7 protein-coding genes and 2 pseudogenes are annotated in these 19291 nt (G+C 40.9%); 4 read left to right on the top strand and 5 right to left on the bottom strand.

The features are described from left to right. The first annotated feature begins 504 nt into the window (after positions 1-504). The gene (locus tag Xsto_RS18325) at positions 505-2787 is read left to right on the top strand and encodes an alkaline phosphatase family protein (RefSeq protein WP_099125978.1); all 2283 of its coding nucleotides are present in this window, start codon (positions 505-507) and stop codon (positions 2785-2787) included. Between the two features lie 167 nt (positions 2788-2954). Here Xsto_RS18325 and hxpB read toward each other — a convergent pair whose 3' ends face one another. Then, a complete protein-coding gene (gene hxpB, locus Xsto_RS18320; RefSeq protein ID WP_211284349.1) occupies positions 2955-3593 on the bottom strand; it encodes a hexitol phosphatase HxpB in 639 nt (212 codons plus the stop codon). 368 nt (positions 3594-3961) lie between these two features. On the opposite strand from hxpB, the pseudogene Xsto_RS22380 reads away from it, so the two are divergent. After that, positions 3962-4209 (top strand): annotated as a pseudogene (locus Xsto_RS22380) (IS1-like element transposase); the annotation flags it as partial. A 142-nt stretch (positions 4210-4351) separates the two neighbouring features. On the opposite strand, the gene Xsto_RS18305 reads toward Xsto_RS22380, so the two are convergent. Continuing rightward, positions 4352-4825 (bottom strand): GNAT family N-acetyltransferase, encoded by a 474-nt coding sequence (locus tag Xsto_RS18305; RefSeq protein WP_099125975.1) that lies wholly within the window; start codon positions 4823-4825, stop codon positions 4352-4354. 360 nt (positions 4826-5185) lie between these two features. Between Xsto_RS18305 and Xsto_RS22375 the strand changes: the two are divergent. Then, a pseudogene (locus tag Xsto_RS22375) lies at positions 5186-5287 on the top strand (nucleoside triphosphatase NudI); the annotation flags it as partial. Between the two features lie 598 nt (positions 5288-5885). Then, positions 5886-6770 (top strand): radical SAM protein, encoded by an 885-nt coding sequence (locus Xsto_RS18295; RefSeq protein ID WP_169926681.1) that lies wholly within the window; start codon positions 5886-5888, stop codon positions 6768-6770. Between the two features lie 49 nt (positions 6771-6819). Here the strand turns inward: Xsto_RS18295 and Xsto_RS18290 are convergent, their stop codons facing one another. The 3 genes from Xsto_RS18290 to Xsto_RS18280 form a co-directional block, all read right to left on the bottom strand. Then, a complete protein-coding gene (locus Xsto_RS18290) occupies positions 6820-7890 on the bottom strand; it encodes an AraC family transcriptional regulator (protein WP_099125973.1) in 1071 nt (356 codons plus the stop codon). A 344-nt stretch (positions 7891-8234) separates the two neighbouring features. Beyond that, a complete protein-coding gene (locus tag Xsto_RS18285) occupies positions 8235-12791 on the bottom strand; it encodes a SpvB/TcaC N-terminal domain-containing protein (RefSeq protein ID WP_099125972.1) in 4557 nt (1518 codons plus the stop codon). Positions 12792-12852: 61 nt separating this feature from the next. Continuing rightward, positions 12853-18807 carry a Tc toxin subunit A-related protein gene (locus Xsto_RS18280; protein WP_422646216.1) on the bottom strand — a complete coding sequence of 1985 codons (5955 nt, stop codon included), beginning with the start codon at positions 18805-18807 and terminating at the stop codon, positions 12853-12855. Positions 18808-19291: the final 484 nt, after the last annotated feature.

The following is a 19291-nucleotide window of genomic DNA, read 5'->3' as shown; positions in this document are numbered from 1 at the left end:
GCACGGCTTTGATACGGTCACGGACGCGCCCATCACGAGTCGTATCGTGCATCAATTCAAGCGCTTCTTTTTGGGCATCTGTCAGGGTAATTTTCATGGCGCGATTTTGATCTGATAGGAATGAAAAATCAAGCATCTTCAATGACGATGGGTATAACTATTAATATATTTCTTTTTACATCTATTGCATTGGCTTTGAGTGTTAAAAATCTATTTATTTTAATAGATTGGTAAGCATTTAATATATTCATTTATAGAAATCTGAATAAAATAATCTCTCTTTTTTTTATTGTTTATTTTTGTGTTTTTATATTTGCAACTATACTTTTAATTTAAACAAATGAATTTTTCATTAAAAATAACCTTGGCTAACGACCTTAAATTACATTTAATAAAAACAATAAATTGAATGAAAATGTTTATTAAAAATCATTTTAAATAGCATCAAATATCTTAAATAAAAGATGCTATTACCTGACTAACACACAATAGAGAGAAAGTTCAATGTCACTTACATATGAATTCCTTGTCCAATGGACACCCTCAACCGGTGACTGGAATCTTTACCAGTTTATTAATTCTGATACTGCTGAGCTTCATTTAGTTAAGTCAGGCAATTGGCAGACAGTGAAATCAGGGCATCAACTTATTCCCATTGGTAACTATGTTATCGACAGGGAAATCGCATCCAACCAGTTCCGTTTGTGGCAAGTCGATATCTCTCAGGCGGATTTTTTGCCGTCTCTGATAACACAAGGAGATCTGAGTGCTGAGTTGGATCCTTCGACAGAAATTATTCCTTTAGGTAATTATTTGCTGTTATACAAGCCAGATACCGGTGCCTATCAATGTCGGCGTTTCGATCCATTCAGTAATACATTGATGCTTACTGCCGATAGTCCACAGAATATTACCGGGCACTGGCAAACAATCAAGAATGCGGATTTAATACCCGTTGCCGGTTATGTCGTCAGCCGGGACAGAAGTGATGGGCAATGCAGGACGTGGATGTTTGACGGTGGAAGTGCCTCTGATATTCTGCCGAATCCACAAATTCCCGGTATGCAGTGGAAAATTGACCCGAGCACGAAACTTTGCACGCTGGGTGACAGAATTGTCGGCTGGGATCCTGATTCCCTCGATATTACTCTTTGGCCTGTTGATCCAACACTGGCACATCCGGGTTTACCTGCAAAAACGATCACCGTCTGGAAGAATGTATTACCTGCCGACACCGTACTGTTCGGTATAACACCCCTTGTTCCATTAGAATTGCCAACAGGAGTACAGGGCGGAGAGGATGGCCCGGGAACAATTCCCTGGATGCGGCAACGGATCAAAAAAGTTGTTTATCTGATGCTGGAAAATCGCTCCTTAGACCATATGTTTGGTGATCTTTATACCGAGGGTAAAGTCGGGAAATTTATTGGGTCTGATAAGCCTTTTGATGGAGCCAGTAATACGAATTGGAATGCGGATAAAAATGGTCACCGCTACTATCAAACCAAATTCTCCGTACACAGTGTGGACTACCCAAGAAGTGATCCCGATCATACATACTCAGGTATTATTCAACAATTATTTGATGGAACTAAGCCCGGCGCTGGGCATATTCCAGAAATGAGAGGTTTCGTCAAGAGCTATAGCTTCAGTGGGAAATCGCCCAGTGAGGTCATGGATTATTACGATCCTAGTATGCTGGAACCACTGAGTCTGTTGGCGAAACAATATGCGGTTTCCGATACCTGGTTCTGCTCTTTGCCTGGCCCTACGGACCCGAATCGGGCTTTCTCGCTAACAGGATCATCTTTCAGCAAAACGGAGAATTTCGATTCCGGAGAAATCTATATTGCGTGGCCTAAATCTCCTCGTCGCCCCTCAGTCTGGGATGTGTTATGGGCTCACGGTATTAAGGACTGGAAACTTTATTACCACGCGACATGGGGAAACCTGCAATATACCAACCAACTGTTTTTAAAGGGGCATATCGGCGAAGTCGATCAGAAAACTGACCATTACAACACGGATATCAGCGAATTCATATCATCAGCCAAAGCAGGCACATTACCCGCGTTCAGTTTTATTGAACCCGCATGGGTTGGAAATTCATCAGGCATGGTTCCTAACTCCTGTCATCCTCCTTCAGATATGGTACCCGGCTTAAAAATGGTGGCGGACATCTACAATGCTTTACGTCAGGGACCCGACTTCGATCAGACACTGCTGATAATCACTTTCGATGAGCATGGTGGTATCTATGATCACGTTCCACCTCCCTACACCAACAATGCTTATCGTAATGATACTGAGAGAGGCTTTGGCTTCAATTTGCTTGGGGTGCGAGTCCCGACGGTGCTCATTTCGCCCTGGATAGAGAATTCGACGGTTTTCCGCTCAGCGCAAGAAAGACGGCAATACGATGCCACATCATTTCTTTCAACCTTGTTGCAATGGCAGGGAATACCGGCATCGAATTGGTGGTTAGGTGATCGCATACGGGCAGCTGCGAGTTTTGAATCGGTATTTCAGGCTGAGCATCTCCGTAAAGACATACCATCCAGTGTACAGGCTCCTGAGCTTGATCCTAAACAGCTCGACATGCCGATGAACGAGCTACATCAGCTCTTTATTACTCGCATTGTGTACACACTTTGCACAGGTATTTTATCCCCTGAAGAAATAGAGCAGGAAGCTCAGGGCATTTGCACCCTTGGAAGCATCCGGCTGGCAACACAGGCTTTGGATAAGCTGGAGAGCCGCCTTAATGCTGTTCACTCAAAAAATTGAGATAAATTATCATTGGCGTCAGATAGTTACCTGACGCCGATTTGTTGTTATTAAATATTGGGTATATATAATGGGAAAAAGTTTATATTGATAATATTAAGATGATTTGAAAAAATGAATCTATCTATACACATGAAATAATGATGGTTGTGTTTAGTTATGGGTAGTTAGATTATATTTTTCAATTCAGACATATTTTTTATTTTCCAGTCGGCAACATCCCAGTATGAGTGATTGTATTCAATACTATTTGGTATCACTACGCACTTCATAGAGGCTGCTTTAACTGCAATCATACCGGTTTTTGAATCTTCTATTCCTATGCATTCTTTAGGTGAAACATTTAATTTTTCCGCAGCATTGAGATAGACCATCGGGTGAGGCTTATTATATGGCATATCCTCTGCTGAGGAGATATAGTCAAAATATTTAGCGATACCACATTGTTCGACTATATTTAACAGGAGGGATAACGGAGAAGCAGAGGCAATACCAATCTTAATATTTTTTTGCGCTAATCGTTCTAAGCACTCCACTACTCCATCCATAATTGGTTTTTCTGTAAGAATTGATTCAATCCCTTTATTGAAAAACTCTTTTACAATTTCCGATTTATTTAAATTATCTTTATGATAAAGCTGGCAGGCTTTGTCTACCATACTTGGTACGGGTATCCCTGTCATATTAAACATTTCATCATAGGTGACTGGAACGCCATAATGATTTAAAACTAGCATGCCAGATTTTTTCCATAGTGGTTCAGAATTAATCAGTACACCATCCATATCGAAAATAACCGCTTTCATTATTATCTCCTTTGCTTGGTTGTATAAGGCTATTCTTGTTTTCTATAGAAATAAAATTATTTTTTGCATTTTATTAAATTTAAAAACCATTCTACTTATCAGGTTCTGATAATTATACACTCAGCATTCTACAGAACATTATTAATTTTTTTATCGTGATGTCAATCACAATTTAAGTGGTGATATTAATTAAAACTAACATTTTTAATATAAACTTAGTATCCATATATTAGTAAAATTATTGATGTCACGACCAAATATTTCCCCTGTGCTTGTACTCGTCGGATTCATCGCTGTTTTTGAAAAAAAGTCACGTACTCAAGGCGTTGTTCTTCATCTATTATGCTTATTTTTGCAAAATAATATATATGGCCACAGTGGAAGTAAGATGTTGGTTTTATCACCAAACGCAAACAAAGGACGTTAAAAAACACGGTATCAGCAAGAGTGGTCACCAGCGCTATCGTTGTTTATGCTGTAACCGTACTTTTCTACTCGATTATTCTTATCGAGCCTGTCAGCCGGAATAAAAGAACAAGTCGCTGATCTTGCGATGAACAATCCGGGTATCCGTGATACTGCCAGAGACTTGCATATCAGTATTAATGCTCTAGTTGTCTTTATCTTTATAGACCCTCCCAAATCAATGTTCTCCATTTTAACATAAACACTGTTACCATTAATAAAACCATCTAACTTTAGGAAATATATTCACTATTAATATCTTCATTTCTCTGAGATTTATTATTAAAATCCTTTTAGTTGGTTTTTCGAGACATATTGATACCTGTAGCATAAAATCCAATTTTTTCATATAACCGAATTGCAGCTATATTATCAGGTTCGACTCGTAGGTTGACCGATTTAATACCAAATATTTCAACCTCTGACATCAATTTCTGTAGTGATTCAAAACCAAGCTTTTTATTTCTATATTTCTGTAATATGTAAAAGTCCATAATAAATATGGATTTCTCTTCTGGTGTTTCTAAAATCCAAATATACCCTATATTGCGTGATTTTTCTGAAAAGCTTTTATTAATAATGTATAATGAATTGTTTTTCTCAGGTTGATAATCAGGAAATGATGATTTAATAATGTTATCAGCTTTATTATAAGCTTGCTTCCGATTTAGTTGATGGTTTTTTATTAAGTCATTGCTATATTCTTCAATGAAAATATCGCAATATAAAATAATTTCTTCTTTGTAACAATTCCTTAGCGTTATCATGCAGTTCTCCGTTTATTTCAGCAATCGAAAAATTCCCAGTACATCATGTAAAACTAATGTAACCAATATTGTATTAATGTGTAAATACACTAACAGACAGCCTGAAGAAAATCATCAGTTAAATTTTCAATCAGAATAAAATACAATAATCAAGAAGCTTAACATCGTAAAGTATTTAAATTTTCAAAAAAATATATCATTATCAGATAATTTAATAAAAATAAATTTCACTTCCAATAAAAAACTTAAAAAAATTTATTCTTAGCATAATTAATCTAAAAAAAGTATGTTGGTACTTGCGTTCTATCCTTTACAGAGTATCTTAAAATAAATAACCATATAAAATAAAGTGTTATTTGCGAGGAGTTTCAGGAAGTTGTCTGGGTATCACCGGAAGCTATGAAAGCTATGAATCTGAATGAAGCAACACGGGTTACCTTTACCCAGAAGGGAATAATTTGACAGCTATTGCCGGCTCATCCCTGCCATTCATGATGAGGGCAGGGCGATAGATTCGAGTGAAATTAACGTTACAAGCGTGGTTTAGAAGTAAAAGCCTTTAATAATCAGATTAATGGAATTATCTATCGATATAAAATGGAATTTTTGTCATAAAATCCTTCCGAAAAACCCTGAATGATATTATGCTGCATTCGGTTGTGCTAAAACAGAAATACTGATTGTGATTAATGCGTTGTATCCCTTCGTCCAGTTCAGGTAGTAGCTGAGGCCAGAATTTCTGAGTTAGTACGTCCTGGTATCACTAGCCCACAGAATCAATGCCAAGATTCTTGCGTGACCTTTAAAAAACAGTGGCCTTTACAAAACACAGTAGCCAAAACAACCTATTTTTCCCGCGACAACGATGATCCCGAAAAACGATTGGGTAGTCATGTTTGTTATTTTCCCACACTTTAACTGAACGAAATTCAAAAAATTATTCATTGATCCGGTTAAGACATCAGGATGTCATGCAATCTGATCTGACTTTATCCAATACGAAAATATGCAGGGTCTCTGACATGCGCTACCGTGTTGAAAAGATTGAGAAGGTATGAAGATGATAATTAGTGAAGTGGTGGAGTCAGACAACGGCTCTAAAAAATATTTACTGTCGGCAAGTGATTCAGACTTAAGAAAAAGTGTTGAATCCACTTTCTTCAAGCATACCGAACAACATTTGCCTTATCTTTGTATTTCCAGCCAATATGGTTGTGCCGTTGGCTGTGTGTTCTGCGAAACAGGCAGGCAGAAACCATTGGGGAATATGACGACAGAACAAATAGTGCAACAGGTTTTATTATGTCGAGAACATTTATTAAATTCCGGATCACTGGGAGATAATCAGGAACTCAATACGATTCTGTTTGCTGGTATGGGTGAGCCGATGCTGAATCTAAAAGAGATCAGCGGAGCAGTTACTGAATTTAAAAGCCAATCACTGGCTAATCGGGTTACACTGACTTCGGTGGGTATTCGCCATACCGCAGATAAACTTTATGACCTTCCTCTGGATACTATTTCCATTTCTCTCCACGCAACCACGGATGAACAACGTGATATGTTGATCCCGTCAAAAGCAAAATTCAGCACTAAAGATCTGCTTGAATATTTTGCAGCCTACCATCAAAACACCGGCGTTCCTGTCATCGTTAATTACCTGATGTTGGAGGGAATAAACGACTCGCAGGAAGATTTGGCCCGGTTAAAAGACTTGGTGGATAAAGACACCTTTATTATTAAGCTGAAATACCTGAACGAAGTCAGCAGCATAGATGGGATTATACTGAATCCGTCTGAAGAAATGCCGGCTTTTGCAAAAGCACTTACTGAAGCTGGTTTCCGCTGCATATCAGATAAAAGCGATGGTACGGAAATTCTGGGTGGCTGTGGACAACTTAAATCTCAAATCAGGGATATCCGCAGTAAATATCGAATTATGTAACCTTTAATTTATGGCCTGGAGTCATCACATTCTGGGCCGCTATCAGTATTTATCCGCGGCGCAAACTTTCACTCGGTGTCTCTCCATAACGTGCTTTATATTCAGCACTAAAACGCCCCATATGTGCAAAGCCCCAACGCAGGGCAACTCCCGTAACATTGCTTGCTTCTCCCGCAAGTAATTCTGTGCGGACCTGTTCCAGGCGCAGATTGCGTAAATATTGCATCGGGCTGATATCCAAAAATTCCCTGAAACCGGAATAAAGGCTGCGTAGACTAACTCCCGCGACCTGAGCCAGTTGTTCAGCGGTAATGGGCTCGTGGGCGTGAGCCTGCAAATATTCCTGTACCCGCCGCACATGCCGTGGCCGGATAGAACCTCTGTGGTTAGCGGGATCACCACTGTAATTATGTTGATGTGCGGAAAGCAGGGTGACAGAAAGTAGTTGTTCAATCTGACTAGTAATGAGCTTATATTGCAGGATATCTGGCACCTGAACTGTACATTCAAGCAGATAGAGCATCAGACAGCGCCATGTCTGGCATCGTTGCCATTCGAATCCCAATTCAAATATCAATGGCTGATCCAGAGGATGCCCCAATTGCCCGACAAGAGTTCGTTCCAGTAATGAGCGGGAAATTCTCACCATAAATTGATCGTTATCAGCATTCCAGCGCATGGCAGTATGTTGATCCGGGCTGAGAACCGAGGCCAGATTCGGGGTTGAGTCAATATACTGGCCGCCACTTTCAATTGAGGCGCAGCCTGATAACGGCATTTGGATAAGAAAAAAGGAATCCAGCGCACCCGGTGTAATTTCAACATTTGCGCCATAATGCAGGCGGCTGATGGAAAAATCCCCAAAGGGTATGTAGTACATTCTGGCATTCAGTCTTCGGCTGCTACCCAGTATATTAAGCTGATGGGGCTTCATCACCCGCCCGACCATTGATCTTGTTTCATCAAGATCACGGGACGAAAAAAGCAGATGTTCCGGAGAACTGAGGTGAGACTCAATCGCAGATACAGCACCTCTGGAGTCCGTACACCTTGAATCGGAGCTTTTATTATCAACGTATTTATTATCAATGTAATAGTTGTGCCACGGATTGCTCGTCATTATCAGAAACCTCATAACGTCATACCCGTCGTTTCTCAGGCCGTAGTTTTGATTAACTCCCGAAATTCATAAGGTATATACAATGTTCTGATAAGCAGTATCCACATTTTTTCTAAATGGAAGCTATATCATCGTGAATATATTCATGAATGGGCGACGAACATAACAATGTCATTACCATCATCGTGATTCCCCGCTGATTACAGAATGATGACGAGTGTAGTATTAGTTGAAATATGGCGGATGGAGACTCATATTTTGGGAGAATTAGGCAAATTATTCTGAACAATCAATGGGGTTAAATTGGCTCCCCTGCCTGCCAGACAGGGGAAATAAGAGAGAAGTCACTTAACCGCTTTTGTTGTTATTTCGTCTGCTGTGTCATTTTCATCTTCGCTGACCGTAAACCACGGATAATACTGTACTCGACGCAACCCATCTTTAGCAGTTTTCACCGATATTTCCCGTCCAACCGGATCATAATAATGAGTATCGGCATAAGCGTTTTTGCGGGAACTGTCATCAGCGACATAACGCCAGTCGTTCAGATAATAAGGCTGATAAGTACGTATAACCTGCCCTTTGTTATCATATTCAGTTCGTCCGGTCACTGCCCAGCGGTTTGCCGTTGGCTGAGGCTCAGAAATAAGTTTACCATCATGATGGCGCTGCCAGGCTTCACCCGCTTCATGACGAATTGAGGATTGCAATACACGTCCGAAGCCATCACTGAATGCCACCTGCTGGCGAATTTGCTGTTCGGCATCAGAATCATAACGATCAGTAGTCAATGTTAGGCTGTGTGGGGGTAAACGGGAAAGTTGTGCTAACTGTTCTTTCAGCAGGGTATGATTTGGTTGCTTCTTAATCCAGTGGAGTAAAGCGAGGATACGGATATAACCATCATCAGTTAAAATTTTTTGTTGATCCAAAGCCTTCCAATCAGAAGAATTGAACAACGAATCAACGTCTTTATTTTTTTCCGAGAACATCCAGCTTGAAGGATAATAAAGCTGGTAGTGAGCGACAGGTAAAGGTTTACCTTGTGTCACTAATTTTTTGATAGTGGCATCACAATCGGATGCGAGTTGCTCTGCTGTTGGGAAAGGTACATTTTGAGGTTCGGAATAACCCGCGGTTTTACCGTCTTCAGTCCCCCAGAAACGCTGGGTTGTTAAACGTCCAAGTGTATCCAGCGTGATAAAATGATGGTTATCATTAATATCAATAAGATGAACGGGCAATAAAAAACGCCAGTCATATTCTTTTACTTTGGTGGTGAATCCTGCCGCATCTTTGGTTTCTGTGACTACACAGTGATGAGATGCCCATGTTAGCTGGTATTGACCTGTTAACAGTGAATCTCGTTGTGTCATTGGGCGCCAGAATTCTTTAGAGCTACCATAGCTGGTGTAGCCTTGACGAGACACCCATATTTTAGGGGAGGTTTTCTTATCTTTTTCCTCCGTATCAAAGAGGACGAGAGTTCCTTTCTGGTATCCTCCTTTTTTTAAAATATCATTACGTTCTTGTTCTGGCATTTTACTATCGAAAACGGATGATAGTTGCGATTCGGTAAATATTGCGGTTTCAGTAAAAGCAACTAATGCCTGAGGTGTAGGTTCCGATATCGGTTTTTCACCGCAGCCCTCAGTATAGAAGGTTCGTTGTTGGCCTAGGTATTCCCACGAAGGATTCTTTGATTTCAGGAGATCACTTACCTTTTCCAAGGTAAATCCATGGGTTGGAGTTTCATTCTCGTTATAAACAAAAGCATCCTGACGTGTCTCATGGGGTAATCCCAATACTCGAGTTTCAGTATTAACCAAATGGTGCCAATTGAATAATTGTTGATTCAGTCTCAATACTTTTTGTTGTTTATCATCGCTGTCTTCTAGCAAATTGGCGGGCAATGATAATATTTTGGCGTAATCCTGTTTTATGTCAGAAAGCGGCCTGCGTGGATATTGAATGCTGATTTGCTTTAATGGATAACCATATTTATCCGTTTTCAGGGTAATACTCTGGTGGCATTGAGGATCACTGCTGATGCGCTCGTAGTGATATTGGCGGCTTTCTAATACGGAGGTCTGATAAATAAATTTATTATCAGCTGCGTGAATTCGGCGGACTTGAGAACGGTATTCGTTGACCGTGTAGGGAATAGATTCTTGTCGGCTTTCATCCAATCCATACAGCTCACTGCGTAATAATTGGCCTTTTAAGGCACGATTGAGCCAATAACTGTCATTTTGCTGAGTGACAAGAATATCAAGATCATCATTTTTTTCCCAAACGGTAAAACGCGGGTGAAATAAATTAAATGCTTTTTTATCTTCCTGCCAGAATTGATCTGATAAATTATCATCGACAGCAGGTAACCCTGTGGCGTACCAACTTTTGTTCAATGCAGGAAATGCGCGTTTTGATGCACTATCTTTCACCTGTTCAGATACACTGCTTTGAGCGCATTTGTTCGTATCACGTTGTTCAACATAGCCAAAACCACGAAATTCGCGTTCACGACCATCCCAGACACCATATTTGTACCTGACTTCATTAATGAGTTTATTCCCGGAAATTTCATCGGTAATTTCGGTTTGCCATAACGTATGTATCGGGAAAGGCAAATGACAAACAGCTTTTTTGCCTGCAATGATTAAAGCTGCTTTTTCGTCCAGCCAGAACTGGGCAGAACTGCGGTAATGCAGGGTATGATGAGCCCCCATATTATTGTTCATCTCATTCAGCAGCCATGGCTTTTGTCTGACGAAATCATAACGCCAGTGCCGCGTATTGTTCTGTTGCCCACCATAAGCCTGACTCAATATCAGGCTGGCAACACCCAGTCCCTGAATATCGGCGACTTGTAGCTGACTGATGTTATCAAAGCGCATATTTTCGGGAAGTGGCAAGATCTTCGGTTTTGCAAAATGATTTCCGCTTTGGTTGATAAAAATTTTCAAATGATCAGTACAGGCATAAATTAAATCTGTTGTGCCACTGCCATCGATATCAGCCAGATAAACGTGATCGGGGTTAAAATTATTTTCTGGAAGATTAAACCCCGATAGAGTGATCGGTTGCCCGAAATGGCCTTGCCCCAAGTTTGGCCAGCAGGTAACACCATTTGCATTGATTTTCACCAGATGCGCCTGTCCAGAACCGAGCATATCACTGAATGCGACTAATTGACGGGCATCCATTCCCGGTATTGGTAATGTAATTCCCTCTGATTGGATCACGGTTTGCCCGGAATTAAATCCTTCACGTTGATTGGCGTATAAACGAACGCTTTTCGGACCAATCATTACAAGGTCTGATAATCCGGTACCGATGATGTCTGCCAACTGGGCACGAGGATGGAAATATTCTACCGGCAGAGCATGGATCGGCGTGAAATTTGTCCAGTTCCCTTCAGGGCACTGGCTATAATAGCCCTGTAGCCCAGAGCCGGTAATCACCCAGTCCAGTTGTCCGTCACCATTGATATCAAACAGACTGGCATTTTCTTGCAGGGAAGGAATGGCAGGCAGGGGCTGAATGTCCCCCCAAACGACAGCATCAGGTTGGTTTTTATCAGAGGATCGCTGTGGCGCCCGATACCACCAAGCTCCGTGTTCCTGATATAAAAGCCCCGGAATACCTTCACCCATAAGATCGACAAATTGCCAATGTTGATGAGGATAAAAACTGGCTGGCATTTCCATCGGTTGCCATTGTGTTGGCTGTTTAAGCTCAAAAGGCTGATAGCCTAATTCCAGTGGTGGCAGGGATTGAAAAACATCAGATTTATCTTTCTCGATTTCATGACTGACACGTTGGATCATCGTTAATGTGCTGGCAACCTGTTTTTCGTCATATTTCAGTACTAAACGTGCAACAAGTGCTATCTTATCTATGCTGTTATTTTTGGCAGAAGAGTCCAGTTGCTCAATGTCGTGATACATCAGAATTTGGCGGCATAAACGCCTAGTACGTATTTCAAAGCCATATTCATAACGTGAGAAGCAATCTTTACGGCATAGCCAATTTTTTGGTGAGACAAAAACAGGTTTATCCTTTAGATGAGAAGAACGCTCTCCGTAATCAAAGACCAAATGAAACAACCAATCATCAGTTGATATTTTTTTATCGCGATCCAATCCTAATAATTCACCACTGGCCTTAATATTACCGTAATGTACTGCGGCCAGATAACGCTGGGCACTCGATTTTGGATGTAATTTAAGCTCTGTGGCATTACATGTCATATCGTCTTCACAACGATACTCGTAATAAATTTGCTCACCGTGGGTTGAAACGGAAGATTCAAGTAACCACTGCGCGGTTTGATGATTTTGTTGATGGTTGGAAATTCTTGCTCCGGTATTTTTACCCAGCAAATGTTTTTGTCCGTCAGCACAATAGATAAGCCAAAAGTCATCTTGTTGCGGTTTGGTTTGTGGTTGCCAATATTCGAAGCGATTAAATTGCTGTTCCTGTCGGGAGCAATAGCCTGTAACCGTGTAAGTATCCCCTAATTTAACTCCTTGCAGCGAAGAAGCAGAGCGAATATCCGGTTGTTGTTCTTCATTTAATGTAGCAACCAATACTTCACCGTCTGGCCCCAGAAAAGTATCGGTATTGTTATAATGTGGAACGCCTTGGCTGGTGCGTCGACGAATGGACATGACTGCACAGTTCCATCCTAATCCGAATGGGCCGTTACCATTACCGCTACTGTAATTCAGACTCAATGAAGGTGCGTAACCTCGTCCCGCTGAAATAGGTAAGGGCAGGGAAATATTTGCCATACCATCAGGGCCGGCTGGTGTCATCGCTTCACCCATACCCGTTATATTGCCACCACCTTTAGGCAGAGATAATTCGGTAACGTTAAATGTTGATGATTTTTTCATATACGGTTCCTTGCCGATCCTGCGGAAATTGCAGGATCGGTGTTAACTCTATCTCAGTGGTTTATTGATTAATGGTGTAACGGATATGCAAAATAATGTCGTTCAGGCTTTGTAATATTGCCTTCTGTTTGCCCGTGGCATTTGGGAAACTCAAAGTGAGCGTTCCTTTATCATCAACAGGAATACCTTCAAATGGCAGGAATTTGCCATCATTGAAATCCAGTTGGAATTGGCCGCTATCATTTAAGCCACGAGAAATGGCCAGTGATTCACAACCTTTTGCCAGATTGGAATGGCTGCCACCATAGGACAAGATAGCCTGAATATCCTGATATGGGCCAAGCAATGCAGGCAATGTCACGCTGATCTGTTTGATACGGCGGGTTCTGTTTTTGAATTGAGGGTAATCGTCACTGATTTTCAGGTCGGCCAAAGAAATAGAGGCTTGTAGTGATGTCAGTGAATTAGCATTCTCTAGCTTCAAGGTATTACCATTTTGACCATAGTTGCCTTTGCCATCCCGCAATAGCTCTGAAACTTTATCTGACAGATTGAATTTATTATTTTCAGATAGGTTATTATAAACATTTGCCATAGACACGGTACGTTCTACTTCTAACGCTCTTTGTTCATATCGCAAATGGCTGTCTTCCATTTGAGCCAAATTAAGCATCAGGGTTTCTCCGGCCAGCAAACCTGCGTAAGTCCCTTGCCATGCACCCGGCTTGATAAAACTTGCTTCGGGTTTATTGGTTTCCCAACGATATGCCTGTTCTGCCATCAAACAACGGGAAACAGTCAAATCGTAGAATTGGAAGTAAATTGCTGCCAAACGTCCGCGTAACCAGTGATAAAGTGCCTGATTACTGAATTTGGTCTGCATGAAACTTAATTGTGCTTCAGTCTGTTCCTGTTGAGTGATCAGGTTTTGTTTTTGCAATTCAGCAGATTCAGTACGAACTAACAGAGCGGCTAACTGAGCATCGATTTGCTTCAATTCTGTATCAGCATTTTTATACTGAATTTCCCACTCTTGGCGACGGCGACGCCATGCTTCAGATTGTGCCACTGTATCCGCAGCAATTTGTAGACTACCTGCAATCACTTCGCTACCAATCGCGATCGCATTAGTGATTGCACCATAACGAGAGCCACCGACAGCCATTCCGTAGATATTGGGCACCATTTCCAGAGCTGCGCCTGCCATATATAAACCTTTTGTTCCCAAAGAGATGCCCTGAGACGTTGCTCTCATCTCCATGGCTGATTTTTCACCGGCATTAACATCTTCTTCATATAAGCCGTGATAATGGTCATAGCGGGTTTGAGCACCTGCTTTGGATTGCTCCAGAACGGTTTTTTCTTTAGCCAGTTCTTCAATGGCTTTATCCTGTATTTTCAGGGTCGTCAGCATTAACTCTTTGGCCTGATTATGCAGCAGAGCATTGAGAGCCTCCGCATCCTGACGCTCAATAATGGATTGTAGGGTCGAACCAAACTGGATCAGGTGGCTAACCATACCACGGGCATTTTCCAACATGTGCGGGAAACGCCATAGCGGCATAAAAGCTTTTGGCATTTCATTGCCACCCTGTGAACTGCTCACCGCAGCACTGAGCAGTGCTTTAGGATCAGCAGATTTGGCATAAATCGGCAGATAAAGCGGCTGACCATCAATCGACAGGTTATGGCGTAGGTTATACAGGCGTTGCTTCAGTTTTTTCCAGTAATCAAGCATGACCTCGTTGATTTGTGGCAGGAACAGTTTGGTGAGGCTGTTTGCGGTATACAGTGGTTCAGACACTTCTGCTGGTGGTATTTCTTCATGTTGAGCCGCCGCCAGTGCCAATGTATGGGCACGCTGTGTTGTTTGGCTGGAAGCACTTTCCAGTGTGGGTTCAGACCAAACAGAATCCATCGGCAGAGACGGCATATCTCCCAACAAATGTAAGGCTTGCGTATACCACATTTTGGCTTCATTCAATGTATCACGCTCAAGTTGGCGGTAAGCGTGATCACCACGAGCCAGCAACAAATCTAGCGTACGCATAAAGGTCGCAACTTTATAGTGTGTTGGATCATGCTGGGCAACGGCATCAGGATCGACAGAATCCAGTGGATGGCTGTTCCAGCTGGTTTGTTCCAATAACGGGCGAACATTCCAGTGATAATCTTTATGATGACCCTGCACGGTATAACCGGATGGGCTAAAGACATATTTCAGCCAGCGGTTGGCTTCGTCAAAGTTTTGTTCTTGCAACAGGCGCTGTGCCACCATCATCGGGGTGTAATAGAACAATTCCCAGAAATAGAGCGCATTTGCCCCACTGAAATCCATCTCAGTTTCTACTGAATCTGCCATTCCCGGCTCGTGAATTTTCTGAGTTTCTATATTCAGAATGGTATCGATACCATTACCCGCTAATTTGATTAACTGATGGGTAAATAATGTATTCAGACGAATTGGCTTTTTATCCCATTCCATATATTGCACACCATTTGAGTTATGGTGTAGCAAAATAGGAGAGTTATCCTTTAATTCAGTTTTCTGGTAGACAGTCATATTAAAGGTTTCAGAGCCTAAATTACGATTATCTTTTGCTACTGCGCTAAAAGTAATTTCAATATTTGCTTTATTACCTGTGAAATTCAGTTTAGAAACATCAATCTCAGCAGGAGAAAATGAATAAACGATATTCTTTAAATTTTCTGGCTTCTGATCTTTGATATGTTCCTTGCCAGTAAAACTCGTTATGTCATTACCACCTGATTTTATGGTGATTTTTACATTATCAACATCGATACCAGTATTTATTGTGACGGCGTTTTTGACATAAGTCTGCGAATAGGTGATACGATCCCGCTCACGGAAATCAGACCAAGGCCAATCGAAAGGGTCACGCCTTCTTTCCCAAGACTGGGGCCAATAAGAATCACTAGGGAAAGGAAAAGCTTGTAATTCATGAGAATCAACATTGCTATAATAAGTGCTCTGTTGTTGAGTAAGCATGATGGAGAAATCCTTATTGAATATATCTCCACTGTTATTTTTATTATCTATAAACCCTTCATGATCGCTGAATTTCCCACTATCCTTTTTTGAACCACCATGAAGATAGACGGATGCATAATGTTCACCGTTCTTTTTGTTGCCTGCTATTGAGAACAGTAAGCGATTCGCATTGTTTCCATTATGCTGATACACAGGATAAATATGAGGTGTGCCCTGATTGATATTGGTATAGATTGTGAATTTATCGCCAACCTTGCCATGCTTTATCATCAGGTCGCACTGTTTCTTTAATGCCGTTGTTTTTCCACGATAAGCAATACATATTTTGGGGGAAAGAGACATTTTTGAACCAGTCAGTGAAATATTTGAAATACTTCCCCCGCTGAGCTGAGTTAATCCATATTTTCCCCAACTGTTGGAATTGCTGTGTCCTATTGAAGTTCTGGATAAAGTGTATTGACTCTTTATGCAAGGGATATTCACTCTTTTGACATCAGTAGTATCAAAGTGAGTATAACCGCTGGCATGGTAGAGACTCCAATCCTTCATCTTTTCTGCACTCATATCAGCAGAAATACATAATCCATGAACAATGTCGGACTTATTCTTATAGTCTTCAGTTTCTTTTTCAGTCTTATGCAGCATTGTCAGTAAGGTATTATTATCAGGGCAATGCGTACAATATAAACTGATAGAGTCATTATTTTGTGTCAGTAAATTGACGGCTTCCTTGGGGAGAGTAAATACCAGTGGTGCATTCCAGGTACCGTCATAACGGATATAGGCTAATTTAAGCTCATAGTAATAATGTTTTGTTGCGTTTTTTAATTCATTTTGTTGCGCTTGTTCTTTTTGTTCCAGCCATACCAGATAGAGACGAGATTTATAAATCACGGGATGGAGAAGAGCACGGTGTGGATTGATTGGGCAATCAATTTTATGCCACTCACTCCATGCATTGGCAGCAAATTTACCTTCTGAGAATTTACTGTGATCAACACTACGCCAGTAATATGCACCCACTTCTGTTTTGCTTTGCCCAATAAAGTAAGTTAGTCCTTCATGATTATGGATATGGTCATGATAAGCAGTGACAATTTCCAGATTGGCAATTTTTTCAAATTCGGTCAGATAGGTTTTAAAAGCATCTTCCACGGTATCCGTATTTAACTGACTCTGGCTGATGGATTGCAGTAAATTATCCATCATATGGGTCTGCCCGATACGCATAGTTGGATCGATATAGTTTTCCGGATAGTAAACTAACTGGGAAACACCGCTCCAGGTGCTGTAACGTTTATTGTATTTATCCCAATCCATGAAAAATTGTCGGGTGGTGACATCAGCCTTAAATCCGTCAAGTTCCATTTTTTGCAAGGCACGGTTGATATAGAGCTGAATACTACTGATGGCCTCAGCAATACGGGTCGTTTTAATGGAAGCAGAAACCTGATTGTCTATTAATAAGTGCTGATAGAGATCCTCACGGGTATTGATATGGAGGGCAGAATCAGAAACTTCACGGATATAGTACTGGCTTAATGCAGTACTGCGCACTTTATCAAGGTAATCATTCAGGAGGCTGGTTTTCTGGCTATCCAGACCCGCACTCAGCAAAGTGGCTGCTTTTTTCCAATTGGCATACTCAGGGTTCCGATGCAAATCCATCAATGAAGCCAGATGCTGAGGAGGAATATTGAATGTTTGTGAGAGATTCACCCATTGCAACGTTGCGTCGATTGACGGCCAATTGGTGAGGATAATTTCTTGTTCTTTACCGTCCAGCTCCTTCTGGAGGTTTCTTTTTGCATCTTCCAGATTTGTCGTGTGCTTAAGTTTTTTTGTATGAACAGAGGAAACTACCTGAATATTAGCTTGTTTCAGCAGTTCTATATCCAGATTAATGGCATGAGCTAATTGTTCTGCGGTCAACGTTTGTTTTGTAAACTCGGTCAATATGACAGAAGCCTGCTCGCCCAGCGAATGGAACCAATCAGAAAAACGGGTGAGTGTGATCAATGAAAACGGAGTGCGTGTTGTGTCGGATGATATACCAAAATATTCAGGCGATTTCACAAACAACTGGAATGCGGTTTCACCCAAATCAAGGGTACGATAAATCATCGCCAGTTGTGCCAGACAGTGGCAATACTGAACAGCGTGTTCCTGAGTGACAACAGAATCTTTATTTTCTGAATGATATTTGGGGTTCAGCCAGCTCCAGAATTTTTCCGCTGTCATCTGACCGTTTCCGGGTTTGAGCTTATCAGCCCACAATAAAATAGAATGAGCGACATTCTCCGAGGGCAATTGCAGGGAGGCGGCAATAAAATGTGCCATTTTTTCTAATAAAACAGGCTTAGTGGTTTGATTCTTAGCATTATCTAAGCTTTGTAAACCATGTGAGACCGTATCATGTAAACTCTGAATTTCTGGTGTCAGGGTTTTATCATAGGTATCAGTTGTCATTAAAAATAACTGATAGACATTCCATTTCTTGGCCTGTAACCACTGTGTGATGGTATAAATATTATCAATTAATTTTGCCAGATCGTTATTATTCATCCCTGATAAGAAGGCATTATTCTTACCCAGTGTTGTCAGCAGTAGTTTTAATTCAACCAGGTTTAATTGGTGTGTTTCTGCCAATAACTTAGTCCGATACAATGCAGAAAGGTTTTCTTGGTTATTAACAAAGTATTTTCCTTTATGACCAATTGCAACATCCAGTAGATGATAAAAGGCGATATCATCTACATTAAAGGCGCGCTTTAGTATAGTTTTATACCGTTCCGATGTGTGACTTGATGTGAAATCAATCTCTTTGTTATCGGTAGAAAACGTGTCATCATCCAATGATGGTGTGTTAAACAGGCGATCAAATTGACTGGATTGATTTTTATTAGCTTTAACAGAAATAACGCCATTGCATAGTACAGTTGCTTTTTCGGCATCAATACCATAGCGGTGCGTATAATTTTGGAGCAGGAAAAATTTATCCATAACCATTTTTTCCATTTCCTGTTTATCGGAAATATCTTTAAGGGATAATGGAATTTTTATCAAACGTGACAGTCTGATTTTATTGAATAATTTTACTAGATTTAGTTGGTCCTTCTTGATCATAAGGTCGGTGATGTTTTCTATCTTATACTCTGATAAAGCTATTAATTTCTGCTTAGTCTTCTCTGATTTACATCCCTCAAAAAGTGTTATATTGAAAGGGCTTACATTAGATAAATCGATAGGAAACGGAGTTGATCCATCCCTGCCTAAATCAATTTTTAGGATTATATTACCATCTGAATTTTTAGTTGATTTTAACTGTGATATACCCATCGTCATTGAAGATGCTTGATTTTTCATTCCTATCAGATCAAAATCGCGCCCATGAAAATTACCCTGACAGATGCCCAAAAAGAAGCGCTTGAATTGATGCACGATACGACTCGTGATGGGCGCGTCCGTGACCGTATCAAAGCCGTGC

It is taken from the genome of Xenorhabdus stockiae, assembly GCF_002632825.1.
In the GTDB taxonomy this organism is placed as follows: Bacteria; Pseudomonadota; Gammaproteobacteria; order Enterobacterales; family Enterobacteriaceae; genus Xenorhabdus; species Xenorhabdus stockiae.
Note: the sequence above shows the minus strand (reverse complement) of the source record. Positions and strands in the feature narration are given on the sequence as shown.